This is a genomic window from Shewanella sp. YLB-07 (assembly GCF_009377275.1).
The window spans coordinates 525,479-551,371 of the sequence record NZ_VOQB01000002.1 but is presented as its reverse complement, the minus strand read 5'-3'; the positions used below and the strand labels follow the sequence as shown (position 1 = coordinate 551,371).

Annotated in this window: 16 protein-coding genes; 14 read left to right on the top strand and 2 right to left on the bottom strand. The window is 43.8% G+C overall.

From position 1 onward, the window contains the following. Positions 1-14: 14 nt before the first annotated feature. The 9 genes from FS373_RS06280 (at position 15) to FS373_RS06240 (ending at position 14,913) form a co-directional block, all read left to right on the top strand. Entirely contained in the window at positions 15-2,174 is a 2,160-nt protein-coding gene (locus FS373_RS06280) for an OmcA/MtrC family decaheme c-type cytochrome (RefSeq protein WP_152828972.1), read from the top strand. 508 nt (positions 2,175-2,682) lie between these two features. Next, complete coding sequence (locus FS373_RS06275) at positions 2,683-4,902, top strand: OmcA/MtrC family decaheme c-type cytochrome (protein ID WP_152828971.1); 2,220 nt, start codon at positions 2,683-2,685, stop codon at positions 4,900-4,902. Positions 4,903-5,334: 432 nt separating this feature from the next. After that, the gene (locus tag FS373_RS06270) at positions 5,335-7,344 is read left to right on the top strand and encodes an OmcA/MtrC family decaheme c-type cytochrome (protein WP_152828970.1); all 2,010 of its coding nucleotides are present in this window, start codon (positions 5,335-5,337) and stop codon (positions 7,342-7,344) included. 93 nt (positions 7,345-7,437) lie between these two features. Continuing rightward, positions 7,438-8,439 (top strand): DmsE family decaheme c-type cytochrome, encoded by a 1,002-nt coding sequence (locus tag FS373_RS06265; RefSeq protein WP_144047295.1) that lies wholly within the window; start codon positions 7,438-7,440, stop codon positions 8,437-8,439. 14 nt (positions 8,440-8,453) lie between these two features. Beyond that, on the top strand, positions 8,454-10,565 hold the full coding sequence (locus tag FS373_RS06260) for an MtrB/PioB family decaheme-associated outer membrane protein (protein WP_152828969.1): 2,112 nt from the start codon (positions 8,454-8,456) through the stop codon (positions 10,563-10,565). Positions 10,566-10,898: 333 nt separating this feature from the next. Further along, positions 10,899-11,522, top strand: a complete 624-nt coding sequence (locus tag FS373_RS06255) for a uracil-DNA glycosylase family protein (RefSeq protein WP_144047297.1) — start codon at positions 10,899-10,901, stop codon at positions 11,520-11,522. A 157-nt stretch (positions 11,523-11,679) separates the two neighbouring features. After that, entirely contained in the window at positions 11,680-12,660 is a 981-nt protein-coding gene (locus FS373_RS06250; protein WP_144049045.1) for a GGDEF domain-containing protein, read from the top strand. Between the two features lie 143 nt (positions 12,661-12,803). Continuing rightward, entirely contained in the window at positions 12,804-13,598 is a 795-nt protein-coding gene (locus FS373_RS06245; RefSeq protein WP_152828968.1) for a hypothetical protein, read from the top strand. A gap of 166 nt (positions 13,599-13,764) precedes the next feature. Further along, entirely contained in the window at positions 13,765-14,913 is a 1,149-nt protein-coding gene (locus FS373_RS06240; RefSeq protein WP_322619452.1) for a sugar diacid recognition domain-containing protein, read from the top strand. A 598-nt stretch (positions 14,914-15,511) separates the two neighbouring features. Here the strand turns inward: FS373_RS06240 and FS373_RS06235 are convergent. Both FS373_RS06235 and FS373_RS06230 read right to left on the bottom strand, forming a co-directional pair. Further along, positions 15,512-18,571 carry an efflux RND transporter permease subunit gene (locus tag FS373_RS06235; RefSeq protein ID WP_322619451.1) on the bottom strand — a complete coding sequence of 1,020 codons (3,060 nt, stop codon included), beginning with the start codon at positions 18,569-18,571 and terminating at the stop codon, positions 15,512-15,514. Between the two features lie 2 nt (positions 18,572-18,573). Continuing rightward, positions 18,574-19,722, bottom strand: coding sequence for an efflux RND transporter periplasmic adaptor subunit (locus tag FS373_RS06230; RefSeq protein ID WP_152828966.1), 1,149 nt, complete (start codon positions 19,720-19,722; stop codon positions 18,574-18,576). Positions 19,723-20,013: 291 nt separating this feature from the next. Here FS373_RS06230 and FS373_RS06225 point away from each other — a divergent pair, with 291 nt between their 5' ends. The 5 genes from FS373_RS06225 to FS373_RS06205 all read left to right on the top strand — a co-directional run bounded on the left by FS373_RS06225 (position 20,014) and on the right by FS373_RS06205 (position 25,760). Further along, the gene (locus FS373_RS06225) at positions 20,014-20,739 is read left to right on the top strand and encodes a TetR/AcrR family transcriptional regulator (protein ID WP_152828965.1); all 726 of its coding nucleotides are present in this window, start codon (positions 20,014-20,016) and stop codon (positions 20,737-20,739) included. A gap of 422 nt (positions 20,740-21,161) precedes the next feature. Then, positions 21,162-21,668 carry a helix-turn-helix domain-containing protein gene (locus FS373_RS06220; RefSeq protein WP_152828964.1) on the top strand — a complete coding sequence of 169 codons (507 nt, stop codon included), beginning with the start codon at positions 21,162-21,164 and terminating at the stop codon, positions 21,666-21,668. Positions 21,669-22,056: 388 nt separating this feature from the next. After that, entirely contained in the window at positions 22,057-24,366 is a 2,310-nt protein-coding gene (locus FS373_RS06215) for an MIX and LysM peptidoglycan-binding domain-containing protein (protein WP_152828963.1), read from the top strand. A gap of 2 nt (positions 24,367-24,368) precedes the next feature. Further along, positions 24,369-24,800: a hypothetical protein gene (locus tag FS373_RS06210; protein ID WP_152828962.1), complete on the top strand. Its 432-nt coding sequence runs from the start codon at positions 24,369-24,371 to the stop codon at positions 24,798-24,800. Between the two features lie 627 nt (positions 24,801-25,427). Next, positions 25,428-25,760: a hypothetical protein gene (locus FS373_RS06205; RefSeq protein ID WP_152828961.1), complete on the top strand. Its 333-nt coding sequence runs from the start codon at positions 25,428-25,430 to the stop codon at positions 25,758-25,760. The last annotated feature ends 133 nt before the right edge of the window (positions 25,761-25,893 follow it).

Sequence of the window (25,893 nt, the reverse complement as noted above, 5' to 3'; positions counted from 1 at the left end):
ATGGAACGCAACTTATGGATATCAAAAGAAAAGGTTCGAAGCTAAGCGTTATCGCACTGACCTGCTCTGCCCTACTACTAGGCTGTGGAAGTGATGGTAAAGACGGTGAAGATGGACAAGACGGAGAAGTCGGCTTCTCAGTTAGCCAAGCCAATGAGCTAGTCACTAACATTAGTGCAGTCGACATTGTGGATGGTGTAGTGACAGTCAGCTTCAGTGTTGAAAATGCCAATGGTGTCGCCATCACAGACTTTGATACCTATGAAGGCGTCGACACATTAGGCATGGGGATAGCCAAGCTGCTTCCTCAAAGCGGCAAAGGTTATAAAACACCCCAGTGGATCAACTATATCAATAATATGGTCGAACCGGTTTCCGAGAATATTCCCGCCGGATATGAAGAGATGGCAGGGCCTCAGATCCAGCCATCTCTTGAGGGAAGTTGTAAACAAGAGTGTGTCGAGAAGATTTCTGCGGGTGAATATACCTATACCTTCCAGCTCAACCTCAGTGCAGTTGAATCTGTAGGTGATTTAGACCTGACGTTTGATACTAGCCTAACTCATAGGGTCACCATGGAGATGCGCGCCGATGGCGACATCAAGAAGCTGGTTAATACCCATTATGACTTTTTACCTTCATCGGGTGAGATGGTCAGTGCAGAGGACACGCGCACGGTCGAGTTTTTAGAAGACTCCTGTTTGCGCTGTCACAGTGATAATTATGGTCACGCCTGGGCACCAAAGCTCATCATGCATGGTTCAAAACGTTACGCCATCGAAAATTGTCAAATGTGCCATACCAGCTACGCGGGCGATCCAGAAACGGGGGCCCCTATCGACATGGGCTACATGATTCATAAGATCCACAAGTCCGAGTATTTTATGGTGGGCTATGGCGGTAGTGTCCATGACTACCAAGATGTCACCTTCCCTGCCGATATATACGATTGCCGCACTTGCCATATCGAAGGCGAAACGGCGCCAGCCGATGCTGCAAACTTTAAACATCACAGAGCACTCGCTTGTGGTTCATGTCATTCCGATTCAAGCGATCCCGCAGTAATAAAATCTGAAATGCATGATAAGTATCAACCCGACTATGCTTGTAGCACCTGTCATGCCGAGCAAGGCCAGGAAGGTGCAGGCCATCATATGACCGATGCGATAGCAAAAGATAATGCCAAAAACAGCTACTCGGCTAGCTTAGTGCCAGGGTCAGTGTCGATAGCAACGGATATGATTAGCTTCGATGTAGAATTCAAAGATAGCTCACTAACGACCACCGTAATGAGTCCCGATGCCGATGCCCGTATCTCATTGAGCAATCTCTATTTTGGCTTTGGTAATGACATAGACTTTGGCTCAGGAACACAAAAAATAGACTTACGCTCAATGACTCCGACATCGGTCAGTAATGGGGTATATCGATATACAAGTGCAACCTCGTTAACGCCTGATGAAAGCCAAGCAGCCACTGGTGTTGTCTCTACTAAGATGTGCGTCGATAGAGACAGTCTAATGGGGGTAAATTGCGGCACAGGAACCCATGAGTCTATAAACCCAGCAGTGATCACCGGTGAGCTTGTCGCGTTCAATCTCAATGGTGATACTAGCGTGATGGCCAGAAGAGTGGTTGTCAGTAACGACACCTGTGCCAATTGCCATGATGAGAAGTTTATCGGTAAGTTTGGCATCGGCTTCAAACACAGCGGCAGTTACAGCAACTTCGAGGGTGAGTGTCAGATGTGTCATAACCCCACTCGTTCAGGCGCTGACTCGAAATCGATTATCGATCATATCGACTTTAAAGTCCGCATTCATGCACACCATGCCAGCAAGCGCTCGACTCAAGATCCTGTGACCTTCCCTGAGCATTATGGCAACTGTGCAGTCTGTCATGATAAGGGCCAGCTAAAGATGGATGGCTTGAGCGCTATGGTCGCGACACCTTCAACGGACTCAGTACTTGGAGCTGTTGAATTCTCACCTATCGCGGCAACCTGTGTCAGTTGTCACGGCGTAAAAGACTCTTTAGTGGCGCATATACGGGCTAATGGCGGCGCAGCTAACGACACCAGAGGGAGTTATGTGCCTGGCAGTGAAAGCTGCGCAACTTGTCACGCCGAAGGTAAAACTAATGGCGTCGATGCGGTTCATCCAACTCAGTATTAGATACATTTAGCTACGAGCTACGAGCTACGAGCTACGAGCTACGAGCTACGAAAATAGTTTAATTGAGCAATCTGAAGCAGGAAGTAAACCTTCCTGCTTTTTATATCTAAAAAGTAATACTCTAACATTCACTATTTAGATACCTGACATCTCAGGCTAAGAACACCACCCAATAGCAACGAAATATCAAATAACCCACACTAAACCTCTGATAAATATTTAGCCTCTTCCACGAGTGTTTAGCTTATCCGATCCTTAAGAACGGCTGAAAACCCCTCTTTCACCTACCCCTAAAGAAATAGTCAGACCTAGTTCACATAAACTAGCTAAAACAACTGCTAAAAATTCGCTGCTTAGTTAGCCTTACCAAGGGAAATAAATTCCACACACTAAGTTGCTGTTTAACAACAAGTTGATAATGAGAATTACTCTTATATATCGCAAAGCTTATAAAGCAAACGCTTAAATAGTGACTCAGTGATGATTAAAACTATTGCAGGGAATAATCATGATGAAAAAGTTCAACTCTTTTAATCTAAAAAAGAGTGCAGCAGCCAAAGCTGTACTCAGTGCAGGGATACTCTCTCTTGCACTTGCTGGTTGCGGCAGCGACGGTAGTGATGGTGAAGATGGCAAGCCTGGTCCTATTGGCGTAAATATAGACTCGGCTAAGAGTGTCAATGCGATATTTACTAATGCTGCTGTCGAAGCGGGCATAGTCACCGTCGACTTCACTCTTGAAAATGATAATGGTGTTGCCGTTCTCGGCCTGACTAAAGATCACGATCTGCGTTTTGGTATCGCTCAGCTTGCACATGTTACCGAAACCATGAACGACAAAGATGGCGTACCCACAGAATACGACCGTGGTTACCAATGGCAAGCCTATATCAATGCTGAAAAATCACCTAACCCGGACTGGGTTCCTGAAGGTGAATCAGATATTAACCCAACGAATCAGTTCCAGGCTAATGTAGAAAAAGCCAGTGATTGCGAAACCTGTTTTGTTGATAATAACGATGGGACATATACTTATTCCTTCCAACAAAATATTGGCAACGTCACAACGCCTGTTGAAGTCATTTACAACGCAGACTACACTCAACGTGCCACATTGGAACTTGAGTTACCTAGCTTTGCTGCAAATGCAAATTATGATTGGCAGCCATCTACTGGCACCACTGACGGCATTCAAACTCGTGAAGTCGTTTCTATCGAAACCTGTTACACCTGTCACCAACCAGATAGCCTAGAGTTCCACGGTGGGCGTCGAATCAATCTTGAAAACTGTGTATCTTGTCATACTGCGACTTCAGGCGATCCTGAAAGTGGTAACAGTGTCGACTTCACCTATATGATCCACGCTATCCATAAAGGAAATAGCAGAACAACTTATAGCCCTGACTCACCTGACGCTGATGAGAATGGCAATATTCCAGCACCTTACAAGGTTATAGGATACGGTGGTGGCGTTCACGATTACGGTAAAGTGATGTTCCCTCAGGGACCTGCTGCTGACTGTACCTCATGTCACGTCACAGGCGAAAATGCACCAGTTAATGCGGACTTATTCGAAGCCAATCAAAGCAACCAAGCTTGTATTGCCTGTCACACGACTATGCCTAAGGCATATCACGATCCAAGCAACGAAAACTGTATGTCTTGTCATATCGAAGAAGGCTATGCACGTAGTGCTAAAGAAGCTCACGGCGATATCATGAAAGCCTACAATGAAACCCAAGAGATGAGTGTACAATTCTCTGAAATTGGTGTTGATAGCGATGGTAAGTTCACAACCACAGTTCAAGTGCTGGGTACTGATGGCCTGCCATTAGCTGCAGAGTTTGTCGATACTGGTTCTCGTATTGTAATGGCTTGGGACAGCGATAAAGACTTCCCTTCATACTCTGAAGCTTCATATAGCAAACGTCGTATGAAACTTAGCGAAGGCATCTATGACGCTGCAGCTAATGCATGGGTGATGACTTATGCTGGTATCGACCTTCCTGCCGATGCAAGCGGAAAAACGTTTGAGCTTTGGTCTGCACTTAAAATTTGTTACAACAATGGTGGTTATGGCCGCCCTGTCGTGGAAATGACAGATTGTACAACTGAAGGTGTTCGCAAAGTTGAAGTGAAAGATGAGCCGTTCCATTTTATTTGGAGTGACACAGGTGCAGACTTAGACACAGCTCCTATGGCGCGTCGTGACATTATCGACCCAACTAAGTGTGCAGGTTGCCACAATCAGGAGATTTATCACTACAACAATGGTGTGAATTGCCAGACATGTCATACATCAGACAAGACCACTAAAAGTAATGCGAGTGAGCAGTACCCTAATGCTAAGAAGCCAACCAGTTTCGCTTACAAAGCACATGAAGCTGAAGGACATTACCTGAAATATGCAGGTGTTGGTTCGAGTACTGTAGTAAAAACCGATTGTATGACCTGTCATACTGATGACGGTATTCAACTTGGCCGAGCTCCAGAGCGTACATGGCGCTACGGTGACATGTTGACTGGAGAAGACATGTGGGTCTCTTCTGATGCGGGTTCATGTATGAGCTGCCACCAGAAATACCTCAGTGATTCTGGTAAATCTCACATCGAAACAAACGGCGGTATCTTAGATGGTATCAGCGCTGAAGACGTTCAAAATCGTGCGAAAGAGACCTGTTCAACTTGTCACTCTCCAGAGAAGTTAATGGAACTTCACGGTAACTAATCAGCGGCAAGCACTAACTAAATATGATGAATTAGCACTCGCTCTCTAGCCGTTAAACCATCATTTTTTATACCCAAAGGGAGGCTTAGCCTCCCTTTATTTTATCTGCGTAAGTAAAAAAAGAAAATATTAAACACTTACCATACATAACATCAACTTAACTGAGAATAGTTATCAACTAACCCGCTCATTTATTGATCTGGAATAGCGTTTCCCCCCTGTCTAAACTACCACTTTATAAATAGGCGGATCTTGGTCACACATTAACACCTGCTTTGCAGATTTCACCCCCCTATTACGTTAGCCTTCCCCTAGGGAATTATATTTCCAGCATCGACTTAAGTAGCACTAATAATGAAATCATCTAAATGATAATCGGTTAGCTTAGCTGACCAAGCACTTGAGCCAATGTCAAACCTATGCAGGGAAAAAATGATGAACGTGATAAATAATAAGTTTGTGCTGCTATTGGCAGCAAGTGCTGTATCTCTAGCCTTAACCGGTTGTGGTGGCAGTGACGGTAATAATGGTGATGACGGCAACCCAGGCGGTCCAGCTGCCGATGTAGTTAATGTACTCAACTTAGATGTGACTAAGGTGACTTACCAAGACGGCATGCCAACCATTGAAGTCTTCGCCACTAACGAAGAAGACCTTCCGGTTGTAGGTTTAAAAGACTTGGAAGTTAAAGCCGTTGCCCAGCTTCTCCCACAAGGTTCTACCGGCGCTGGTGACAGCGCTCAGTGGCAGAAAATTGGTTCTGAGAAAACCTTTACCGACCACAAGAATGGCAACTATAGCTTCACCATTGAGGTTGAAGGCTATAATTCAGAGCTAACTCAAAGATACAACGTTATCGCCAGTGCATCGACACTGCAAGATGGCGTAACTTCTGTACCACGTACCGAGCTTTCAGAAGATTTCTCAGGTGACGGCTACCAAGCGCTTTATACCAAAGACATAGTTTCAACTGAAACCTGTGCTTCTTGCCATGCTGCAGGAGAAGCAATTTATCACAGCTACACTTCAGCAGAAACCTGTGCATCTTGTCATACCCAAGAGTGGGCCGAAGGGCGCGGTAAGCCAGAAGTGGCCTTCACTCACCTGGTTCACAACGTACACAACTCAGCCAAAGGCTATAAAGCTGACAAAGATACTGGTGAATTCACTAAAGATGCAGAAAAAGCGCACGCTTTGCTGCAAGACAAGTGTCAAACCTGTCACATTGCACCTGAAGAAGGTAGCAATGAGCTAAGTGAATGGGGCAACTGGACGCGCGTTCCAACCATGGAAACCTGTACAAGTTGTCACGTTAACATCGACTTTAAAGCCGGTGAAGGTCACTCTCAGCAAAATGACAACAGCAACTGTATCGCTTGTCATAACGCAAGTTGGACAGAAGAGCTTCATATGGGTGGCTTCGTTGAGAAGAAAGCACTTATCGACCAATATGGTATGGAAGCAAGCCTTACTGCGATAGCCACAGACTCAGGTAGCGATACCACACTCAGCATTACCATTACTGGTGCTGACGGCGCCGCAATAGATGCTGCAACATTATTGACTAATATTGAGCAACTGGAATCTATCACTAACGTGGGTCCTAACTTCCCGATAATGGGCTACAACCCAAGCCCTGGTAATGGTGAGCATAAAGTGCTTATTAATCTAGTTAAAGATGGCACCCTCGATGAAGCAGCCTCTATTGTTGATGGTAAATTTGTCACCACAATCGCTAACCTTCCTTACGGTGAAGTCGGCGCAGATACTGATACAGCATTTAGCTTTATCGGCCTGACCTTATGCAACGACGGTACTGATCTGCTTGCCTGTGGTGAAGGCGTTGATAGCACATCAATGAAAGCAGAGCTTGCCCACGGCACACTTTCTGGTGAAGCACCGAGTGTACGTCACACAGATTCAGTTAACTTTGCAGCTTGTGAAAGCTGTCATGGCACCGAGTGGGAGCTACATCAAGAGTACCATGCAGGTTTCGTGATGACAGAGCAGCTAGGCCGCATCAACGAAGCGGGTGAGATGATTGTTGGTGTTGATGGCTGTGTCGCTTGTCACACTCCAGATGGTACTTACATGAGTGGCGGCAACAAAGGTGCACTCGAGATGAAACTTCACTCAGTACATAGTTCTGGTGATTACGGCATTATTTCAGGCATGACCTGTAGTCAGTGTCATAACGACTTCAACCTTGATGCTTTCAAGGTGAAAGGTGCGTTAGCAACCTCATCAGGCAAATACAGCACACCTATCGCGGCAACATGTAGCTCTTGTCATAGTCATAGCGATAGCTTCAAGCCACACGCTGAAGGTCAAGGTGCCATCATCGACGGTTCCTATGAAGCCGCCAACGATGCAGCCCAACTTGAAACCTGTTTCTTGTGTCACAACCCAAGCATCAATGATCACACTTCGGTGAAGATGTAATTTGCTCAACTCTTAACGATAAATAGAGAGTTTGAAAGGGGGAGTCCTCTCCCCCTGCTTTCAAGCGAATTTGTGCAGATTAGGAAGCCAAATATGAAAATCATTAATACACTAAAATCTGTTTCACTGTCAGTGCTCCCCGTACTGCTAGTGTCAGCAGTCTTGTCTCTCGGTATGACTTCTGTCGCTCACGCGTCAAAGTGGGATGCCAAGATGACTCCCGATGAAGTCGAAGCCACATTAGATAAGAAGTTTGCCGAAGGTAAATACTCCCCTAAAGGCGCCGATTCTTGCTTAATGTGTCACCGTAAATCTGAAAAAGTGATGGATCTGTTTAAAGGTGTCCATGGCTCAATCGATTCAAGTAAGAGCCCTATGGCTGGTCTTCAATGTGAAGCCTGTCACGGCCCTCTTGGTAAGCATAACCGCGGCGGTAACGAGCCAATGATCGCCTTCGGTCCAGACTCGACTCTGTCAGCCGAAAAACAAAACAGTGTCTGTATGAGCTGTCACTTAGATGATAAGCGTATGGATTGGAATGGTGGACACCATGACAATGCCGACGTTGCTTGTGCTTCTTGTCACTCCATACACACAGATAAAGACCCTGTTTTGTCTAAAAACACCGAGATGGAAGTCTGTACTAGTTGTCACACCAAGCAAAAAGCTGACATGAACAAGCGCTCAAGCCACCCGATGAAGTGGGCCCAAATGGTGTGTAGCGATTGTCATAATCCACATGGCACTTTGAGCGACTCAGATCTTGTAAAACCTACGGTTAACGAGACATGTTACTCCTGTCACGCCGAGAAGCGCGGCCCAAAACTGTGGGAGCATGCACCCGTAACTGAAGATTGTGTCGCTTGTCACAATCCACACGGTTCGGTGAACGAAGGGATGCTGAAGACTCGTGCTCCTCAGCTTTGTCAGCAATGTCATGCCAGTGACGGTCATTCCAGTAGTGCCTACATGGGCAACACAGATCAAGGCTCAACCGTAGGTGGCAATGCATTCACTGGTGGTCGCAGCTGTTTGAACTGCCATAGCCAGATCCATGGTTCTAACCACCCATCTGGCAAGCTATTTCAGCGCTAAACGGAGTCGAGAAGATGAAATTCAAATTAAATTTAGTCACCCTCGCCCTACTTGCTAATGCTGGCTTTGTCAGCACGGCAATGGCAGCTGGCGGCTATGGTATTCAAGATGCGAATACCGACAAGGTTAAGTTCGACAAGTGGGCGTGTAAACGCTGCGTTGTCGAAACTGGCGTTAACGGCACTGTCGGTGTCGGCATGGGCTATAACAATAGCGATGATATTCGCTCTGCCAACGCCTTCGCAGCCGAAAACGACTTAGCGGCTAAGCTAGATGCAGATCTGAAATATGTTAGCGAATCAGGTTACCGCGCCACCATAGAGGCCGATAACCTCGGCATGGAAAATGGCCGTTTAGATATTAATGCCGGTAAATCCGGTCAGTACAACCTGAACCTTAACTATCGTCAGATTGCCACCTATAAAACAGACAGCGCCATGTCACCTTATCAGGGCGTTGGTGGAGACCATCTAACCCTGCCAGATAACTGGCAGACGGCAGGTTCGAGTCAAGATATGACTCAGCTATACAGCAGCCTGAACCCTATGGAGTTATCACTTAAGCGTAAACGAGCCGGACTTGGTTTCGACTATACGTTTGATGCTGATCCGGGTGAGGAGTTATGGACCACTTATCTAAATTATCAACGTGAAAATAAGACCGGACTTAAGCAAGCTTCTGGTAGTTTCTATAACCAGTCTATGATGTTAGCTGAACCCGTCGATTACACCACAGATACGGTAGAAGCAGGTATAAAGCTTAAAGGTGACAACTGGTTCACAGCACTTAACTACTCAGGTTCGAGCTTTAAAAACCAGTATAGTCAGCTAACGTTTGATAACGCCTTTAACCCAACGTTCGGCGCGCAAACTCAAGGCACCATGGCATTAGATCCTGACAATGAAGCTCATACGGTTTCATTGATGGGCCGAGTCACTGCCGATAAGACTATCTTGAGTGGCCGCGTTCATTACGGACAAATGACCCAAGATCAAGCGTTTGTCACCTCTGGGTACGGTTACCAGATGCCAGCAGAATCCCTCGATGGTCGCGTCGACATGACAGGTGTGAACTTGAAGCTAGTCTCCCGCTTAAATCGCAGCGTGAGTATTAAGGCAAGCTATGATTATAGCGATCGTGACAACAAGACTAACGTTGAAGAATGGACGCAGATAAGCATAGACTCAACAACAGGGCAAGCTGCCTATAACACGCCCTATGACATCACCACACAAAGGGCTAAATTAAGTGCCAACTATCGCATCACTCGCGGTATGCGACTCGAAGCGGGTTATGATTACCGCCAGGATGACCGTAGCTATCAAGATAGAGAAACCACCAACGAACACACACTCTGGAGCAAGTTCCGTCTGAGTAAGTTCGAAAACTGGGATATGTGGATCAAGGGTAGCTATGGCGAGCGTGACGGTTCTGAATACCAAGCATCAGAGTGGACTTCAAACGAGTCTAACGACCTGCTACGTAAGTACAACCTAGCAGATCGCAAACGCACCATGGTTGAGGCTCGTATCACTCACAGCCCTACCGAGGCGTTGACTATCGACTTAGGTACGCGATACGCACTGGATGACTATAACGACACCCAGATTGGTTTAACTGAATCTAGAGATCTTAGTTATGATGTCAGTGCAAGTTACCTGATCAACGATGATATGACATTGACGGCATTTTATAACCGTCAGAACATAGAATCAGATCAATCAGGTAGCACTAACTTCAGCACGCCAAACTGGTTTGGTGTGGTTGAAGATCAGGTCGATGTGATCGGTGCAGGCTGGAGTTATAACAACCTGATGGAGAAAAAGTTACGTTTAGGCGTAGATTACACTTATTCAAATTCAGACAGTAATACTCAGGTCACCCAAGGTGTCACCGGAGATTACGGCGACTACTATGCCAAGTCCCATAACATCAACATCTATGGTCAGTATCAAGCCACCGAAAAAATGGCGCTTCGCTTAGATTATAAGATGGAGAAATACCAAGATAATGATGCTGGCAATGAGATAGCACCTGACGGTATCTGGAATGTAGTGAGTTTTGGTTCAAACAGCCACGATTACACTGCCCACCTCATAATGTTGAGTATGAGTTATAGGTTGTAAAAACTCGGGTAGATTATAGATGAAGCTCAAACAGCCAACTCTATGACCTACCACAGCCCACCTCATAATGTTGAGTATGAGCTATAGGTTGTAAGAAGTTCCGAGGGCCTAGGGCCTAGGGCCTAGGGCCTAGGGCCTAGGGCCTAGGGCCTAGCTAAAACATAAATGCCAGCTGCTATCTTATTAGTCGCTGGCATTTTTATTTTTTAAAACTGTCTCACATCGACATTAGCGTCACTGTCTCTAGCTCGAAAAACTGGCTTACAAACCTTGCAAGTATTCACGCAATAGATGAGTCATAATGATTCGATAAACAATGACCTCATATAATGAATGAAACCATCTGATAAGTTCCTGCAGCTCAAAGCAAAAATCTCAGCCTGTAACTTATGTCAGGCTGAGCTGCCTTTGCCTGCAAAGCCTATCATCCAAATCTCGCAAAATGCCAAAATATTAATTGCTGGCCAAGCACCAGGCATAAAAGCCCACGAGAAAGGAGCGCCCTTTCACGACCCCAGTGGTAAACGACTCAGAGACTGGTTAGGTGTAACAGAGGAACAGTTTTACGATGCAAACCTGTTTGCCATAGTACCTATGGGATTTTGTTTTCCCGGCACCATAATCAGAAATGGTAAAAAATCCGGCGACAAACCGCCCATGCCATTATGTGCGCCGATCTGGCGTCAAACCTTGTTTGAAGAGTTAGCCCATATCGAGCTGACTATCATTCTAGGCCAATATGCCATCGACTATCACCTGAATAGTAAACAAGGAAAAAATAAGCTGTCAGTGACTCAGGCTGTGATGAACTGGCAGGAGTATTGGCCAGCAAGCATCGCCCTGCCTCATCCAAGCCCGAGGAATAATATCTGGCTTAAACGCCATCCAGAGTTTGAGGCAGAGGTCATTCCAAGACTCAGAAACAAGGTGAAAGATATATTAACAGTTCAGGGTTGAGCTAAATGCTTAACTTGAAACGAATCACTCCACAGACTAGGCCCCTCATACTATTATCTTAAATGAGTAATAAACATCCACTCACCCAACAAAACCTCTAGGCCTTAGCTAAACTTAATTTTAATAACACAAGATCTGAGGTCAATTTGTGAGTGACATGCTAAGTCCAACACGTGCTCCTTACCCTTACTCATCTATTTTAGAGCTAGAGATAGAGGAGATCGACTGGCAAAGATGGCAGCGGCTGGTAAACACTGTCGCCGACATGTTCCATGCTCCGGCTACTTTCATCAATCAAGCTAATCTCAAGGGCATCGAAGTCATCATAGCGTCACAAAAACCAGAGACACATTATCAACCGGGGAGTGTCGATTTAGACACTAATATCTATTGTCATCACGTAGTCAAAAACTCGATCGAGCTCTATGTTAAAGACGCCAAGCTCGATCCCCAATGGAGCAATAACCCAGAATACACCGAAGATAACTATGTCTCTTACTTAGGCTTACCTATCTCCTGGCCCGATGGCAGCATTTTCGGCACCCTGTGTGTGTTAGACACTAAGGCCACCGATTACCCTGAAACCTATATCAATGCGCTTGGAGTCATTAAAGAGGTGATCGATAGTGACCTTCGTCATCTGTATAAAGAGAATCAACTGCTGACACTCAGCTATACCGACCCATTAACACAAATCTATAATCGACGTGGCTTCGAAGACCTGCTTCTCAGCACTCAAGACTTAGCCCAGAGACTCAACCGGCAACTTATTTTGCTTTATTTCGACCTGGATCATTTTAAAGAAGCCAATGACATTTTTGGCCATGAAATTGGAGATGACATCTTAAAAGTCTTCGCAAAAACACTGAAAGTGAACAGTCGAAGCTGTGACTTAGTCGCCAGGTGGGGCGGCGATGAGTTTCTGGTATTGATTCATGCTGAAAACGAGCACTGTGTCGAACTGTTCAATCACAGAATGGCTGAGCATTTATCGGCTTGCTCCTTAAAAACTGAGATAGAATACTCATTCGGTTATGCCGTGCTCAAACCTGGTGAAGAAACCGATCTCGAATCATTGTTAAAAATTGCCGACGAATACATGTACCAAAATAAACTTGCTAAGAAATCTCAGTCTTAACTCGAGATTCAGAAGACCCATAATATTGATTACATCGGTAAATACCATAAATGTTAGATTCAACAAGATATATACCTTGATGTAATACCTGTAACACATATAAAATTACTGCATATGGATTAGTTTAGACGGAACTTAAGTTTATGGCATCAGTAGTATCTTCTCGCCTGGCACAATTTCACTTACCTCGGTTATTCACCCTATTATCAATCAGTGTGCTCACGGCATGTAGCGGTGGCGGCGCAAACTCCACAGCAGAGACAAATGGAAATTCAGGCAACAGCAGCACGTATCAATTCAATGCTGATTTCATTAACCTTATTCCTAATACTCAATTAGCCACTAAAGTCGATCTCTTCTATGAGCATATCGGCATAGATGAAGTTGAAATAGCCTCAAATATCGATTATTTAGAGCGACAAAGAACATCTAACTTTGGCTGGACTGGCCTAACTCAAGCCAATTTAAGCTTCACAGTAAAAGACGCGCTCAATAATCAGTCTTTGCTCAGCACAAGCACCATGACTTATAGCAATACTCAACAAGACCTGTTCCTACTTGCTACAGGTGAGAAACCTACGACTCAAGCCGTGTCACTTATCCGCATCAACAAGCTCGAAGGTGAGCAAGCCAGCTATCGCTTGTTTCACGCTAACGCCTTAGAGCCCCGCAGTATCGATATCTATAATGCTGATGCACAAACCGCTATTGCCCTCAACTTGGCCTTTAACCAAGTGTCTGCGCCTATTAAATATGATCAAAATCTGGCTGAAGTTAATGTCTTCGCTATTCCCTCTGGCACAAGCCCGGATTACAGCAACACCAGTCACTACTTGTTACAAGCCGTTATCACACAAGAATCGAATGACACTCTGAGTGTACTTGTGGCCAAACCTGGAACAACATCTAGCTGGCAAATAAATCACTATTTTGAATAGCGTTATTTATATCACCGTGAAATAAAAGCCCCAGCTCTTGTTTGCCCCCAGTCTTTGGACAAACAAGAGCGGTAAATAAAAGTATCGGTATAAAAGTTTGCCATATCTCATAGTTAGCCCTTCCAAAATACCTTAAGCTAATAGAAACACCTTCGAGACGCTAAATGTGTATTTTCTAGATCCCAACCTAGCCCAACAAATTGTTGAACGAACCATGAAAATTATCCATCACAATATTAATGTGATGAATGATAAAGCTGTCATCTTAGGCTCGGGCGATCCACACCGTATCGGCTCCACTCATGAAGGTGCCCTGCTGGCGATTAGCCAGAATCGAAGTGTTGTAATTAATTCAGCCATGGCGGCTAATCTTCATGGGGTAAAAGCAGGTATTAACTTACCCTTACATTATAAAGGCGAGATCATTGGCGTTATTGGCATCACAGGTGAACCTGAAACCTTAAGAAACTACGGTGAGCTACTTAAAATGACCGCCGAGATGATCGTCGAGCAAGCCAACTCCTTAGAGCTTGCTCAATGGCAATATCGTCAAAAAGAAGAGTTTATTCTTCAACTGATAAAATCAGACACTGAATTTTCGCCTCAAGTTAGAGACTGGGCCCTACAACTCAATATAGAGATAGACGCCCCTCGTGTAGTCGCGGTGATTCAAGTCCAGGGTGATGAAGAGCAAACCTCAGCAAACTCCTTACTCAAAAAAGTGCTCAACCTATTGGAGACCCCTTCACGTGGTAACTTGGTCGCCATGACCTCTATGACTGAGTTGGTGATCTTAAAGCCCGCGTTTCTTGATGGCAACAAGTGGGACCCGCATCTTGAGAGCCAGCGCATCGATCAGCTTCTCACCCGTATCCCAGAAGAGTTGAATGTCAGATTAAAGATTGCGCTAGGCCATTTTTTCCCCAGCCCTGCCGATATAAGCCGTTCCTACACCACAGCCAGAGAAACCTTAGCCTTAGGTCAACAGCTCAGACCCAATGAAAGTAAATACCTCTATGAAGACTTTTCACTACTTGTATTACTCTCCGGACTCAGAGGAGACTGGCGAGGTAGAGAGCTGACCACGCCCTATCAATCACTCGTCGATGCTGATAAAAATGGTCAACTCAGTAAGACCTTAACCGCTTACCTGCAACACTTCGGTGATCTACAGCAGTGTGCTAATGAACTCTTTATCCATAGAAATACCTTAAGATATCGCCTGGATAAGATCCAACAACTGACTGGCGTCGATATTCAAACACTCGATGGCCTACTTCAGCTATATCTGGGCCAGGTATTGAGTAAACAGTAATTTGGCCTTCGAATGAAGGCTGATTACATTTTTTGTTTAGTTCATTTTGTTTTGCTTGTTCCTTCTCATCATTCCGGTAGAGCTTTTGAGCCGGAATCTGACCTCCATGGATGGAGGAAATGCCAAATTTTGTATGGAGCAAAATTGGCCGTGTGGGCTCTGCCAAAACATCTGACCCACATGGATGTGGGGAATGCCAGAAAATGTAGGGAACATTTTTGGCCATGTTTTGGAAGCTCGCAGCCGCATCTGCACTGAGTTATTTTCTCTCTTCGATTGAGCTTTTTATGCTCTTCTTCGTGTCCTCTGTGTACTCCGTGGTGAATTGCTTTTGCCGAAAGTTAGCTAGCCTTCGAATGAAGGCTTATTGCATTTTCTTGTTGTTTGTATAACCGTCATTCCGGTAGCTCTTTTGGGCCGGAATCTGACCTCCATATATGTGGGGAATGCCAGAAAATGTAGGGAACATTTTTGGCCATGTTTTGGAAGCTCGCAGCCGTATCTACAACTTGGTGGTTTACAAGAATATTTGACCTTATTTGATACGCCCCCTTTGTTTCTTGAAATGGTGAGTTACTACACTCACCATTTTCAATGTTTACTTAGTTAACACGGCTTGCCTCTCATCAAACAAGGCGTCTGTAGATTTATTGAGATTTTCTGCTAGAGCCAAATAGACTGCCGGTAACACAAATAGGGTAAATATTGTGCCGATAAACATGCCTGCTACCAAAATAATACCAATACTATTCCTGGCTTCTGCGCCTGGTCCTGTCACTAAAACTAAAGGAAAGTGACCAAGTACTGTCGCAGCTGTTGTCATCAAAATAGGTCGTAACCTTAACTTTGCGCTATATACGACAGCGTCCAATTTTCGATACCCTTTTTGTTGAAGCTCATTCGCAAACTCTGTAATTAGTATTCCATTTTTAGCAACTAAGCCCACGAGAGTAATAAAACCGATTTGGGCGTAGATATTCATCGTTGTCATACCAAGAAACGAAAACGACATACCGCTAGCAAGAGCCAAAGGTACGGACCCAAGTAATACCACTAATGGCGAACGAAAGCTGTTGAACTGTATAGCTAGAACCATGTAAACCATGAATAAAGATATGGCAAGCACAGAGAATAAACTGTTTCCTTCTTGGCGTAGTTGACGAGAGCTGCCCGCATAATTCACTTGGTATCCTGGCGGTAATATCTCCTCTGCCTTTTGTTCCAGAATACTCAACGCTTGATCAGGTGTTGTCCCTGGCACCAATCCACCTAAAACACGAAACGAGTTAAGTTGATTAAATCGGTTCGCGCTGCGTACGCTAGCGGTTTGCTCTAAGTTTGCGATACTACTTAAGGGTACAAAATCGCCATTCGGTGTTTTTATTTGTAGGGTGAGTAATGTTTCACTGCTATTTAGCTGTTGCTCCTCAATCATGGGGATCACACGATAGGCCCTACCATTACTATCAAAACGTGTCACGTCCTGCTCTGACACCATCAATGATATTTGGTCTGTTACCGCTTTGGTTGTTAACCCCAAGTCCATCATTTTTGTACTGTCAAACTCGAGTCGTGCATGAGGCATATCTAGCTTCAGGTCCGTATCAACAAACATGAATTTGCCACTTTTTTGCGCGGCCTCTAGCAGTGCATATGAATACCTAAGCATATCGCTGTGACTATCTTGCGATTGAATGACCATTTCTACATCAAATTGCCCAGCCGTCGGCAGTGGCATCGGTGACGTTGGGTAAATTCTCAAGCCAGTGATTTCTTTGAGTGCAAAATAAATATTTTGTACAACATCTGAGGTTGAGTATGAGCGTTGGTCGTATGGAACGAAGTTAATGCCACTGAAACCGCCTGACTCAGTAAGGGTCTGCCATACCATGTCTATGCCTTCCATTTTCTCAATAGAGCTGACCGCCTTTTGCATAAATTGATTGCTATAGTCTAAAGAACCACCTGAAGGGGCTTCAGAAATAACAAATAGCGAACTTTGGTCTTCAACAGGAGCAAGCTCTTGCTGTGAAAATAGATAGAAAGGAACGATCAAAAGCGAAAGAACAAATGCTCCAGTCAATAGGGCTCGGTCATGAGAGAAAACACGATATAGTCCATTCTCATAACGCGCTGACAATCGATCGAATATCAGGTTGACCTTGTGCGTTAGGCGACTTTCTTTCCCCTTTTCTTGAGAGACGTAGGCGCTCATGATTGGCGATAAAGTAATAGCAACGATACCGGAAACAAGAACAGCAATGGCTAACGTAAACGCGAACTCTTTAAATAGAGCCCCAGACAAACCGCCGACAAAACCAATGGGGACAAATACTAAAGCCAAGGTGATTGTCATAGAGAAAATAGGGCGCAGCAGCTCTCTTGAGCTTATTAATGCAGCTTCAATTCGGCCTTTACCATTTCGCATATGACGTGCGACATTTTCTACGACGACAATCGCATCATCGACAACCAGTCCTACAGATAAGACGATTGCCAAAATGGTCAGTAAATTAAGTGAGAAACCCGCTAGTAGCATCGCTGCGATACTGCCTAAAATTGAAATAGGAATCGTCACCAAAGGCACCAACGCCGTTCGAAATGATCCCATTAGCAACAGAATCACTACGCCTACCAGCAATACAGTTTCGACAAGAGTGGTGAAAATTTCTTTGAGTGCATCTCGCATATATTGAGTGCCATCATAGCCAATGGTGATACTTGTTCCTTCTGGTAAGCGTGAATTAGTGACCACAAGTTGCTCGTATAATGCATCACCAATTGAAATTTCGTTCGAACCCGGTGACGTTACGATGCCGATAAAAACCGACTCACTAAGATTTAGGCGTGCAGAGTCGGTACCGCGATCCTCTCCAAGCTCTATACGAGCGAAATCGCTAAGGTAAATAAAAGTATCACCACTCTTTTTCACGATCATTTGGCGAAAATCATCGGCGCTTTGGTACAGTGCATTACTCATGATACTTATGTTTTGGCTAGCGCTTTCTACATGACCTAAAGAAGCGATAACATTGTTATCGATTAAAGCCTGATGAACTTGATCGGCACCAATATTCAAGCTTGCCATTTTCAGAGGATCGAGCCATACACGCATAGCCGGCTTGCGTCCACCAAGTACATCCGCACTTTGAACGCCAGGCACAGACGCAAACCAAGGTGTTACGTCGCGTTCTAAAAAGTCGGTGAGCTCTGCTCTGTCCATTGTAGTGCTAGAAACATTCAGATAAAAAGTGGCTCCTGGCCTGTCGACACGGGTAACAGAAACGCTTGGGTCTTGCACGCCATCTGGCAGTTCATAAGAGATCTGGCTGAGCCGTGAGTTAAGTTCAGCAAGCGCATTGGTGCTATTTTCGTTGAGCTTGAGCCATACCGTTACCTTACTCAGTCCTGCTGTTGTTGATGAATCGACGTAGTCGACGCCCGGAACACTCATTGCAACTCTTTCGATTGGTTCTGTAACGAAACCTTTTACGACATCAGCAGAGACACCAACATACTCAGTGGTGATGATAAGAGACGAACTTTCGATCTGGGGGAACTGCGAAATCGATAGTCGTTGTGATGCCATCAAACCGGCAATGATAATGATCAAAGAAATGACGATTGCTATAACTGGCTTTTTAACAAAGATATCCACTGTTATTCTCCAACAATAGCTGCAACGAGTGGCGGCTCTTGTGGTAAAGCTCCTTCCCTTGAGCGAACCAACAAGCCTTCATAAAGTTTGAATGCGCCAGCCGCCGCAATTTTCTCACCTTCATGAACGCCTTCAGTGATTAGTTTCGATCCATTAATCTCTGAGATAACCTGTACGGGAACGCGTTTTGCCCGGTAAGCTCCGGGCTCACTGTCGAGTGCGATTAGCTTCATGACATATGAGCCATAAAGATCCTGATTAACAGAAATAACAGGGACTTGATATACCGTCTTGTTTTCACTTATCGGAATAAGCACTTCCAATGGCATGTTTGGTGTGTAGGGGGCGAGGGTTCGGCTAATCTCTGCGCGATATCTCAGGCTACGAGTTGTCTCCGATATTTGTGTGTCTTTTGCTATGACTGTTGCCTGCTGGAAAGACGATGTACCAAGAGAATCAATGTTTCTTGCTCGTATCTGAGAGCTTATGTCGAGCTCTGGGTAGAATTGTGGAACGCTAAAATCTACCCAGACTTTGTCACTGTCTCCAATAAACGTTGAAAGTACTTGGTTAGCAGAGACATAGTCGCCTAACTTGATATCATGAAGTCCTATGACCCCATCAAATGGCGCAATAACGGTCTTTTGTTTGATTGTGACTTGTAGTACCTCAATTTCAGATTCAATCACAATAAGGTCAGCGTAAGCTTGATCATATTGCTCTTGGCTAATCGATTTTTTTTCTAGCAAAGTTAGATAACGTTGAAGTACTGATTGAGCATGTTTTTTGCGTGCTTGTGCCGATTTTATTCTCGCGCGTTCTTCAGAAATATCGACCTGAAATAATAGATCTCCTCCATTAGCCTTTCCACCAGCTTGGAAACCAACAGAGGCAACTTTCCCCGACAGCTCCAGTGATAAATTAGATTGCAGTGGCGATGCCGCACTGCCAAGTACGCTGACAGTCGGTGTATGCTCCGAAACTTTTACGTAGGTGGCATCGACGACTTCGTAGTGCTCAGGGAAGGAGGACGCTATATCTATTGCGACTTTTATTTGATTGTATTTGTAATACCCTAAACCACCTATAATCAAGGCTAAGCTTGATAGCACCCATAGCCAACCTACGAATGAAGACCTTTTCTTTTTCATATAATCACCACAAAAGTTTAAATAATTGCATTCGAATGATATTCGAATAGGATTCGGATTATGAATTGTTGGAATTTTTTGTCAAACTGAAAGGTTTAAGTTTCAAGCAATGGTGAGAGCAGGAAGGTAACTTTACTCTTTAAATATCAATCACTTTAAGACAGCATACTTGTGTTAAAATTATATTCATTGACAACCTTTTCGTATTCATAGCAGCTTATCCATAAAGATTGACTCAGGTAGGGAGATTTATTAGCATTCACCCGAATATTATTCGAATGAAGGTCCACTATGCCAGCCCCTAAACACACTATCGCTGAACAAGAGAAGCTAATATTAGATGCTGCTGCACAATGTATTCTCGATACTTCGTTGATCGATTTTAAGATGTCGGCGATTGCTAAAAAAGCTGGTTTATCAATGGGCTCAGTTTATAAGCACATCCAATCTAAAGAAGATGTATTGGTTGCCCTGTCTGTACGTCTTGATAGTCAAGCATCCAATGTTATTCGATTCATTCTTGCTCTACCCTATTCACTTCCAGCGAAGATCGTGGCAATTAATCTTGTGTCACAAGAATCAATGTATATTTATTCTTTTTCTTATCAGCTTCTTACGATGATAAGCAGTAGAGACTTGCTAGCCAAAGCCTCTGATAAATGGCTAGCTAAATTATCTTTAGTGTCTACAGAAATTAGGTTTCAGTTTCAAGATGCGTTACGAGAGGCAGTAGGTTCAGAAGAATTACTTTGTGAAGAGGAAGAAAAAGAAGCTCTGATTGAAGAGTTTATGCTCCTGCATTGGGCCGTAAATATAGGCTCCCCTCAAATCCTTAACCACCCCCATGAGACTCATATAAATGAAGCTAAGGTAAACGTTAATGTACCGCTGACATTGGATCACCCATTAATGAGAGCGACTATCCGTATGACAAATTGCTACCCTTGGAAATACCCAGTGACACGAAAAGAGCTATCTGAAATTGAGCAAGTGCTCATCGAAAATGATTTACGATAGATTTAGATTCTTTCTTAATTTATATTGCCCTTTTAGGATAAAGGAGAGAAGACGAGACAACCATATCTTTTGTTTGTTTCTGGTTAAATCTTTCACTAAAAACTATATTTTTCAATAAAGTAACGGCTTGTATATTGTAACCCACAATAAAAGTAGGTTATTGTGTGTGCAGTTAGGGAAACGCAGGCGAGACTCACTTCTTAAGTAAGAGGTAGAAAGTCGCCATTCAGGGATGAAGACAAGCTAGCAGTACTCACTCACTCTTTGCAGAAAAGAAGAAAAGCAGAGTGAACTGCTCAAGCAATTGATTCATATCAATCTTCCCCCTATTTTTTTCACGTTTTGCAACGAAAGAATTTCCCCAAAAACACCCAATCAGTTAGATTTAACAATGGGTGTCTTAGTTATTTAAACCCGCATTCTTGGATGGAAACAAATGGGACCCGCACCTGGAGAGTCAGCGAATCGATCAGCTTCTTACTCGCATTCCTGAAGAGTTGAATATCCGATTAAAAATCGCACTGGGACACTTCTTCCCAACCCCAGCCGATATTAGTCGCTCCTACATAACAGCACGAGAAACCTTAGCCTTAGGTCAGCAACTAAGGCCCAATGAAAGCAAATATCTGTATGAAGACTTCTCGCTACTTGTATTACTCTCCGGGCTCAGGGGAAATTGGCGGGGACAAGAACTAACAACACCCTATCAGACGCTCGTGAATGGGGATAAAAATGGTCAACTCATTAAGACCTTAACCGCTTACCTGCAACACTTCGGTGATCTGCAGCAGTGTGCTAATGAACTCTTTATCCATAGAAACACTTTAAGGTATCGTCTGGATAAAATCCAACAACTCACTGGCGCCGATATTCAAGAACTCGATGGCCTGCTTCAGCTATATCTTGGACAGGTATTGAGTAAACAGTAAGTTTGTTAGCCTTCGATTGCAGCTTTATTATTTGAAGCCTGATTAGCTAGGCTTCCATAGTTACTCAGCTCTTCTGGCTCACATACTACCTTGTGGAAACATTTTCCCGTACAAAAGCTGTGACTATCTAAGTGAAGAATAATCAAACAAAGGTGCTAACTCTAAATAAAGTCAGCTAGTAGCTATTTTAGCGATATAAAGCGTATTCTTGTTTTTAGAAAAGTTCAAACCAGCAAGAATATGGTGGCTACATAATGTTGCAAGCTCATCGTTCAATACCTGCTAGATAGGTGGTACTATCCTCGTCTATCGAAAGTTACGACTCAATTTAGCAAATAAGTGATGGACCACTTTTGGGTTAACCCCCATACATTCAATGGATGAATATATGCGCTCAACGAAAATAGTCAACGTCGACACCTTAATGCTAGCGGATGCCAGTTGCATCGAATCTGATACCTCCTGGATAAGCGATAAGGATTGGAAAGAGATGTTGCCTACTGGTAGCTCTTTAGGCCAAATTGAAAGTCAGCTTGAATCTGGCGAATCAGTTGTATTGAGTGACAGCCCCAGAAGTCCATTATTTACCTTATCTCAAGGCGAGTGGATAAAGTCAGTGAGTGCAAGTTCGGCTTTTCCAAGTTGTGCTGTTACCGCCATCACCCAACGTTTTAATGCTGCTGGAAGTAGTATCGCATTTGAGCGTTCGCCCGGTGAGTCGCTACCACCTTCACCGCAATTAGATTACACGCCCGATACTTCTACAGTGAAGGAGCAAGTGTTCCCTATCTCCTGCCAGTACAATGTAGAGATAGCCTGTACTCCTCAACATTTAGACACTTTAAATTATGGCTACTTCATGTTGGCTAAAACCAAGAATGAACCTAGCTTGGCATTATCTACGGTCAAGCCATTAGGCAGTCATTCTCTGCTCACTGCGCTCGGTAAGTTTGAGGAGCCTAAACAACTTCTGCACATGCTGACCACAGGCAAGAGCAGCCAGTTATCTGTAAAACCGGTAAAGATGGTGCCCTTAGGCTCTCAACAAGTCTATGAGTCCTTTGTTCCAGTGCAACTTGCCGTGCAAGTGGGTGAGAGGCTGGGCTACCCCATTCGCGGTTATTTCTATCATTTCAAGCAAGGTCAACTGGTACATGAATACGCTATCGTCGAGGGTGCCAAAGGATATTTTAATATCACTCACTCGACAGCGAACGCCTTATCTGATGAGGTAAACATACCGGCATTAAGAGGGAGTATCTTTCTGCCTTGGAAAATTAATGGACAACAGGTCGCCCCTCAGCATATTTACTACAGCAAGCAAAAGTTAACCGCTGAGATGTTCCAAAGCATCGATGGGGCCTGGCTAAACACTAATGCCTTCATGGTTGACCTGAAAGCCATCTTAGCCATCAACCAGGAAGCGGGGCTTGAAAGAGCAGAAGAGCAAGCGAGCCAACAAAACAAACAACCGGCTAAACCACAAAACCATGCGGTACTCCCCAGTCATGCTGGTCCCGGTCGTGAAAGCTGGTCTGATATTGCCAAGCAATACGGACTGACGCCTGATGAGTTACTCGCACTAAATCCTGCTTTCCAGCAAGACCCGATGCTGCTTAAAGCCAGCGATATCTTAGTCATCGCCAAAGCGGAAACAGCTCAAGATAAGTCCAAAGTAGATACTCAGCCGCCCCAAGCCCCGCAAGCGGTAAGCCGAGCAGATAACATCTATTACCAATCTTCAACACCAGAGTTGGCACCGGGTATTATCGGCATTACTAAGCAATCGGTGTTAAAGGGTGTAGCGGTCCTGAATTTAGTTGAGCTAGTTAATCGAAACACTAAGTCTTTCCCTGATGAACCTTTACGAGACAAGCTAAAGGAAAATAATAAACACATTATGTTTTTGACGCTAAAAGAAGCCCTAGATGTATTACGCGATTGGGGGTGGAAGGATACAAAAGGGCTATGGAAAGAAAGTACTGATTCAGTGTTAGGGCAGGTACTAATCAATTACGGTGTAAATGGTAAGGATGTCGTCACAGCATCTATGCTCATCTCTCAATTAGGTAGCGTTGGTATCAAGGCTACAAGTTATCTCAATAAAAGTGGTACAGAGATGATAAAACTCTCTGGTTATGCAGGTATACGCAAAGTCTTAAACGCCCCCTCTTTTAGTGCTGTAAACCCCAAGATTGTTCAAGTTGGTATCGGAAAATATGGCCTTGCCAACTCTATTAAAAGTGGCGCAGTATTAACGTTTTACGTTGCGGCAGCTTACCGTATCGTTGATTACATTTTGACAGATGAACAAAGGCTTTCTGAATTCATAGGTTCGATGGCTACTGATGTAGTGAAGATAGGAATAGCTTCTGCTATTACATGGGGGATCGGTAGCGTCATCGTTACCTCTTTTGTTGTTGTGAATTTTGGAATTGTAATCGTTGCGGGGTTAGCTACTGCTGTGATTTTAAACTATTTAGATGACAGGTATGGAATAACTAATCAAGTCATTGAATATTTAGAAAAGTCGCAGCAAGAAGTTGTAGATAAAGCACGAGATATTGAAGATGGCTTTTGGGACTTAGGGTCTATGATTTTAGATGGGATGCTAGAGGCTGGTAAAAGAGTCATAGAAGATGAGGTTCGGAGTTATATCAGAAGCACAATACAAGATATTAAGCCAAGGATGTTTTAGTTATGCAATCTAATTATTTAACAAATCGGCTCAGAGCATTCTTTGCTACATTGATAGGGATCGCTATAACAATAGGAACCAGTATATTTGGGTTTCAAGGAGTTCTAGGGTATTTCAACTATACTGATGTCATCATCTACACGCGAGGACTGGTAGTTTTTTTATTTATTCCTCTGTTTTTTATTATGGTAACTGGTTATCAGGTTTATATATTAATATATGGCCGTGACTTACCTCACTTTATTGGAGTGAAACTAGTGCGAGCGACTATTTTCATTGCTATATCTGCATTTGTTTCATCAATTACTTTTTCAATATGGTACTCCAATCATTTGGAAGATAAAGGCTACATTCAATGTAGTGGAGTACCGGTTGGATACATGCCTTTCATGGCAGTAAAATATGTTGTATTTGAGTCTATGTGTAAAAAATAATTGTGATATTTATAATGGCTAAGCTCCCAAAATAGTCAATCTGAAGTAAATAAAATTACAACTGTAGTGACTATAGCCATGCCACTACGAATAAATCACTAGTGTCGGCAGACAATAAATCCTGATCAATGATCATTAAAGTTTGTCACTTTTACTGGTTTAGGTGCAAATCAAAGGAGAGGCTCTGGCTCACTTCTGCCCCAACATGAGTTGGCGGCAGTATTTCGCCGATTTCAGTATTAACCTTTTCGCAATACTTTTTCTCAGCTGAAGAGGTAATTATTTTTCTTGCGACAACTCTTTAGTTAACCAGTCCTTGAGTTATATACAGTATTATTGGTTTTTTGCGGATATTTACCGAATTTTGCGTATTCAGTTCACGATTTTCTATTGAGTGATAATAAAAAGCAGCGTAGATTCAAGTAATTAAAAACGCGCATACTCGGTTTTCAAGAGACCGGAGATACGAGGCAAGCAGAGTGTGCATTCTCGTTTTTCCAGAAGGTGTGTTTGGACTAATCGTTGAAAATGTTTATAAATGAGACGATTATGAGTATACGCCTTGACTGGTCTAACCTGATAAACGCGCAAGGCGTGTATACAAAGGTTATATTTTTCGGAGAAATCATGGATTTTGAGTCCCTAGATAAATCAATCAAGAATGAGCTTTTGACTTCTATCCCTCTGTTCATTTTTGCAATACTAATTCCAACCCTTGCATGGCGTGGTTGGTTTCAACTAGATGAAAATGTGGGTACTTGGTTCCAAAGAAGTGGCTCTTTAATGGTACTTTTTGCAGTGTGGATTGAATTCAAGCTATTTAAAATAACAAATTCAACAAACCCGATTAGTGCCAATGGACAAACGTGGGATAACTTAGAAGTTGGGAGCCGTTTAAGAATTAAATATGGAAAAACAATTCAAAAATTGAAGTTTCTTGCCGCTGCATTGGTACTTTAGTTTGGGGGTATGGTGATTTGTTCTTATCAACGATCATCGAGTGTGAAAAAATAGTAATGCACTTAAATGCAACTAAAACAGTCGGTTAGTCTTGGCTTCTCTCCACGTTTTAACCCGCGATTTTAGTCCGTTT

Bases quoted from the DNA above. Each gene is read 5' to 3' on its own strand.
- FS373_RS06280 (WP_152828972.1), top strand. From the start codon at position 15: ATGGATATCAAAAGAAAAGGTTCGAAGCTAAGCGTTATCGCACTGACC.
- FS373_RS06275 (WP_152828971.1), top strand. From the start codon at position 2,683: ATGATGAAAAAGTTCAACTCTTTTAATCTAAAAAAGAGTGCAGCAGCC.
- FS373_RS06270 (WP_152828970.1), top strand. From the start codon at position 5,335: ATGATGAACGTGATAAATAATAAGTTTGTGCTGCTATTGGCAGCAAGT.
- FS373_RS06265 (WP_144047295.1), top strand. From the start codon at position 7,438: ATGAAAATCATTAATACACTAAAATCTGTTTCACTGTCAGTGCTCCCC.
- FS373_RS06260 (WP_152828969.1), top strand. From the start codon at position 8,454: ATGAAATTCAAATTAAATTTAGTCACCCTCGCCCTACTTGCTAATGCT.
- FS373_RS06255 (WP_144047297.1), top strand. From the start codon at position 10,899: ATGAAACCATCTGATAAGTTCCTGCAGCTCAAAGCAAAAATCTCAGCC.
- FS373_RS06250 (WP_144049045.1), top strand. From the start codon at position 11,680: ATGCTAAGTCCAACACGTGCTCCTTACCCTTACTCATCTATTTTAGAG.
- FS373_RS06245 (WP_152828968.1), top strand. From the start codon at position 12,804: ATGGCATCAGTAGTATCTTCTCGCCTGGCACAATTTCACTTACCTCGG.
- FS373_RS06230 (WP_152828966.1), bottom strand. From the start codon at position 19,722: ATGAAAAAGAAAAGGTCTTCATTCGTAGGTTGGCTATGGGTGCTATCA.
- FS373_RS06225 (WP_152828965.1), top strand. From the start codon at position 20,014: ATGCCAGCCCCTAAACACACTATCGCTGAACAAGAGAAGCTAATATTA.
- FS373_RS06215 (WP_152828963.1), top strand. From the start codon at position 22,057: ATGCGCTCAACGAAAATAGTCAACGTCGACACCTTAATGCTAGCGGAT.
- FS373_RS06210 (WP_152828962.1), top strand. From the start codon at position 24,369: ATGCAATCTAATTATTTAACAAATCGGCTCAGAGCATTCTTTGCTACA.
- FS373_RS06205 (WP_152828961.1), top strand. From the start codon at position 25,428: ATGGATTTTGAGTCCCTAGATAAATCAATCAAGAATGAGCTTTTGACT.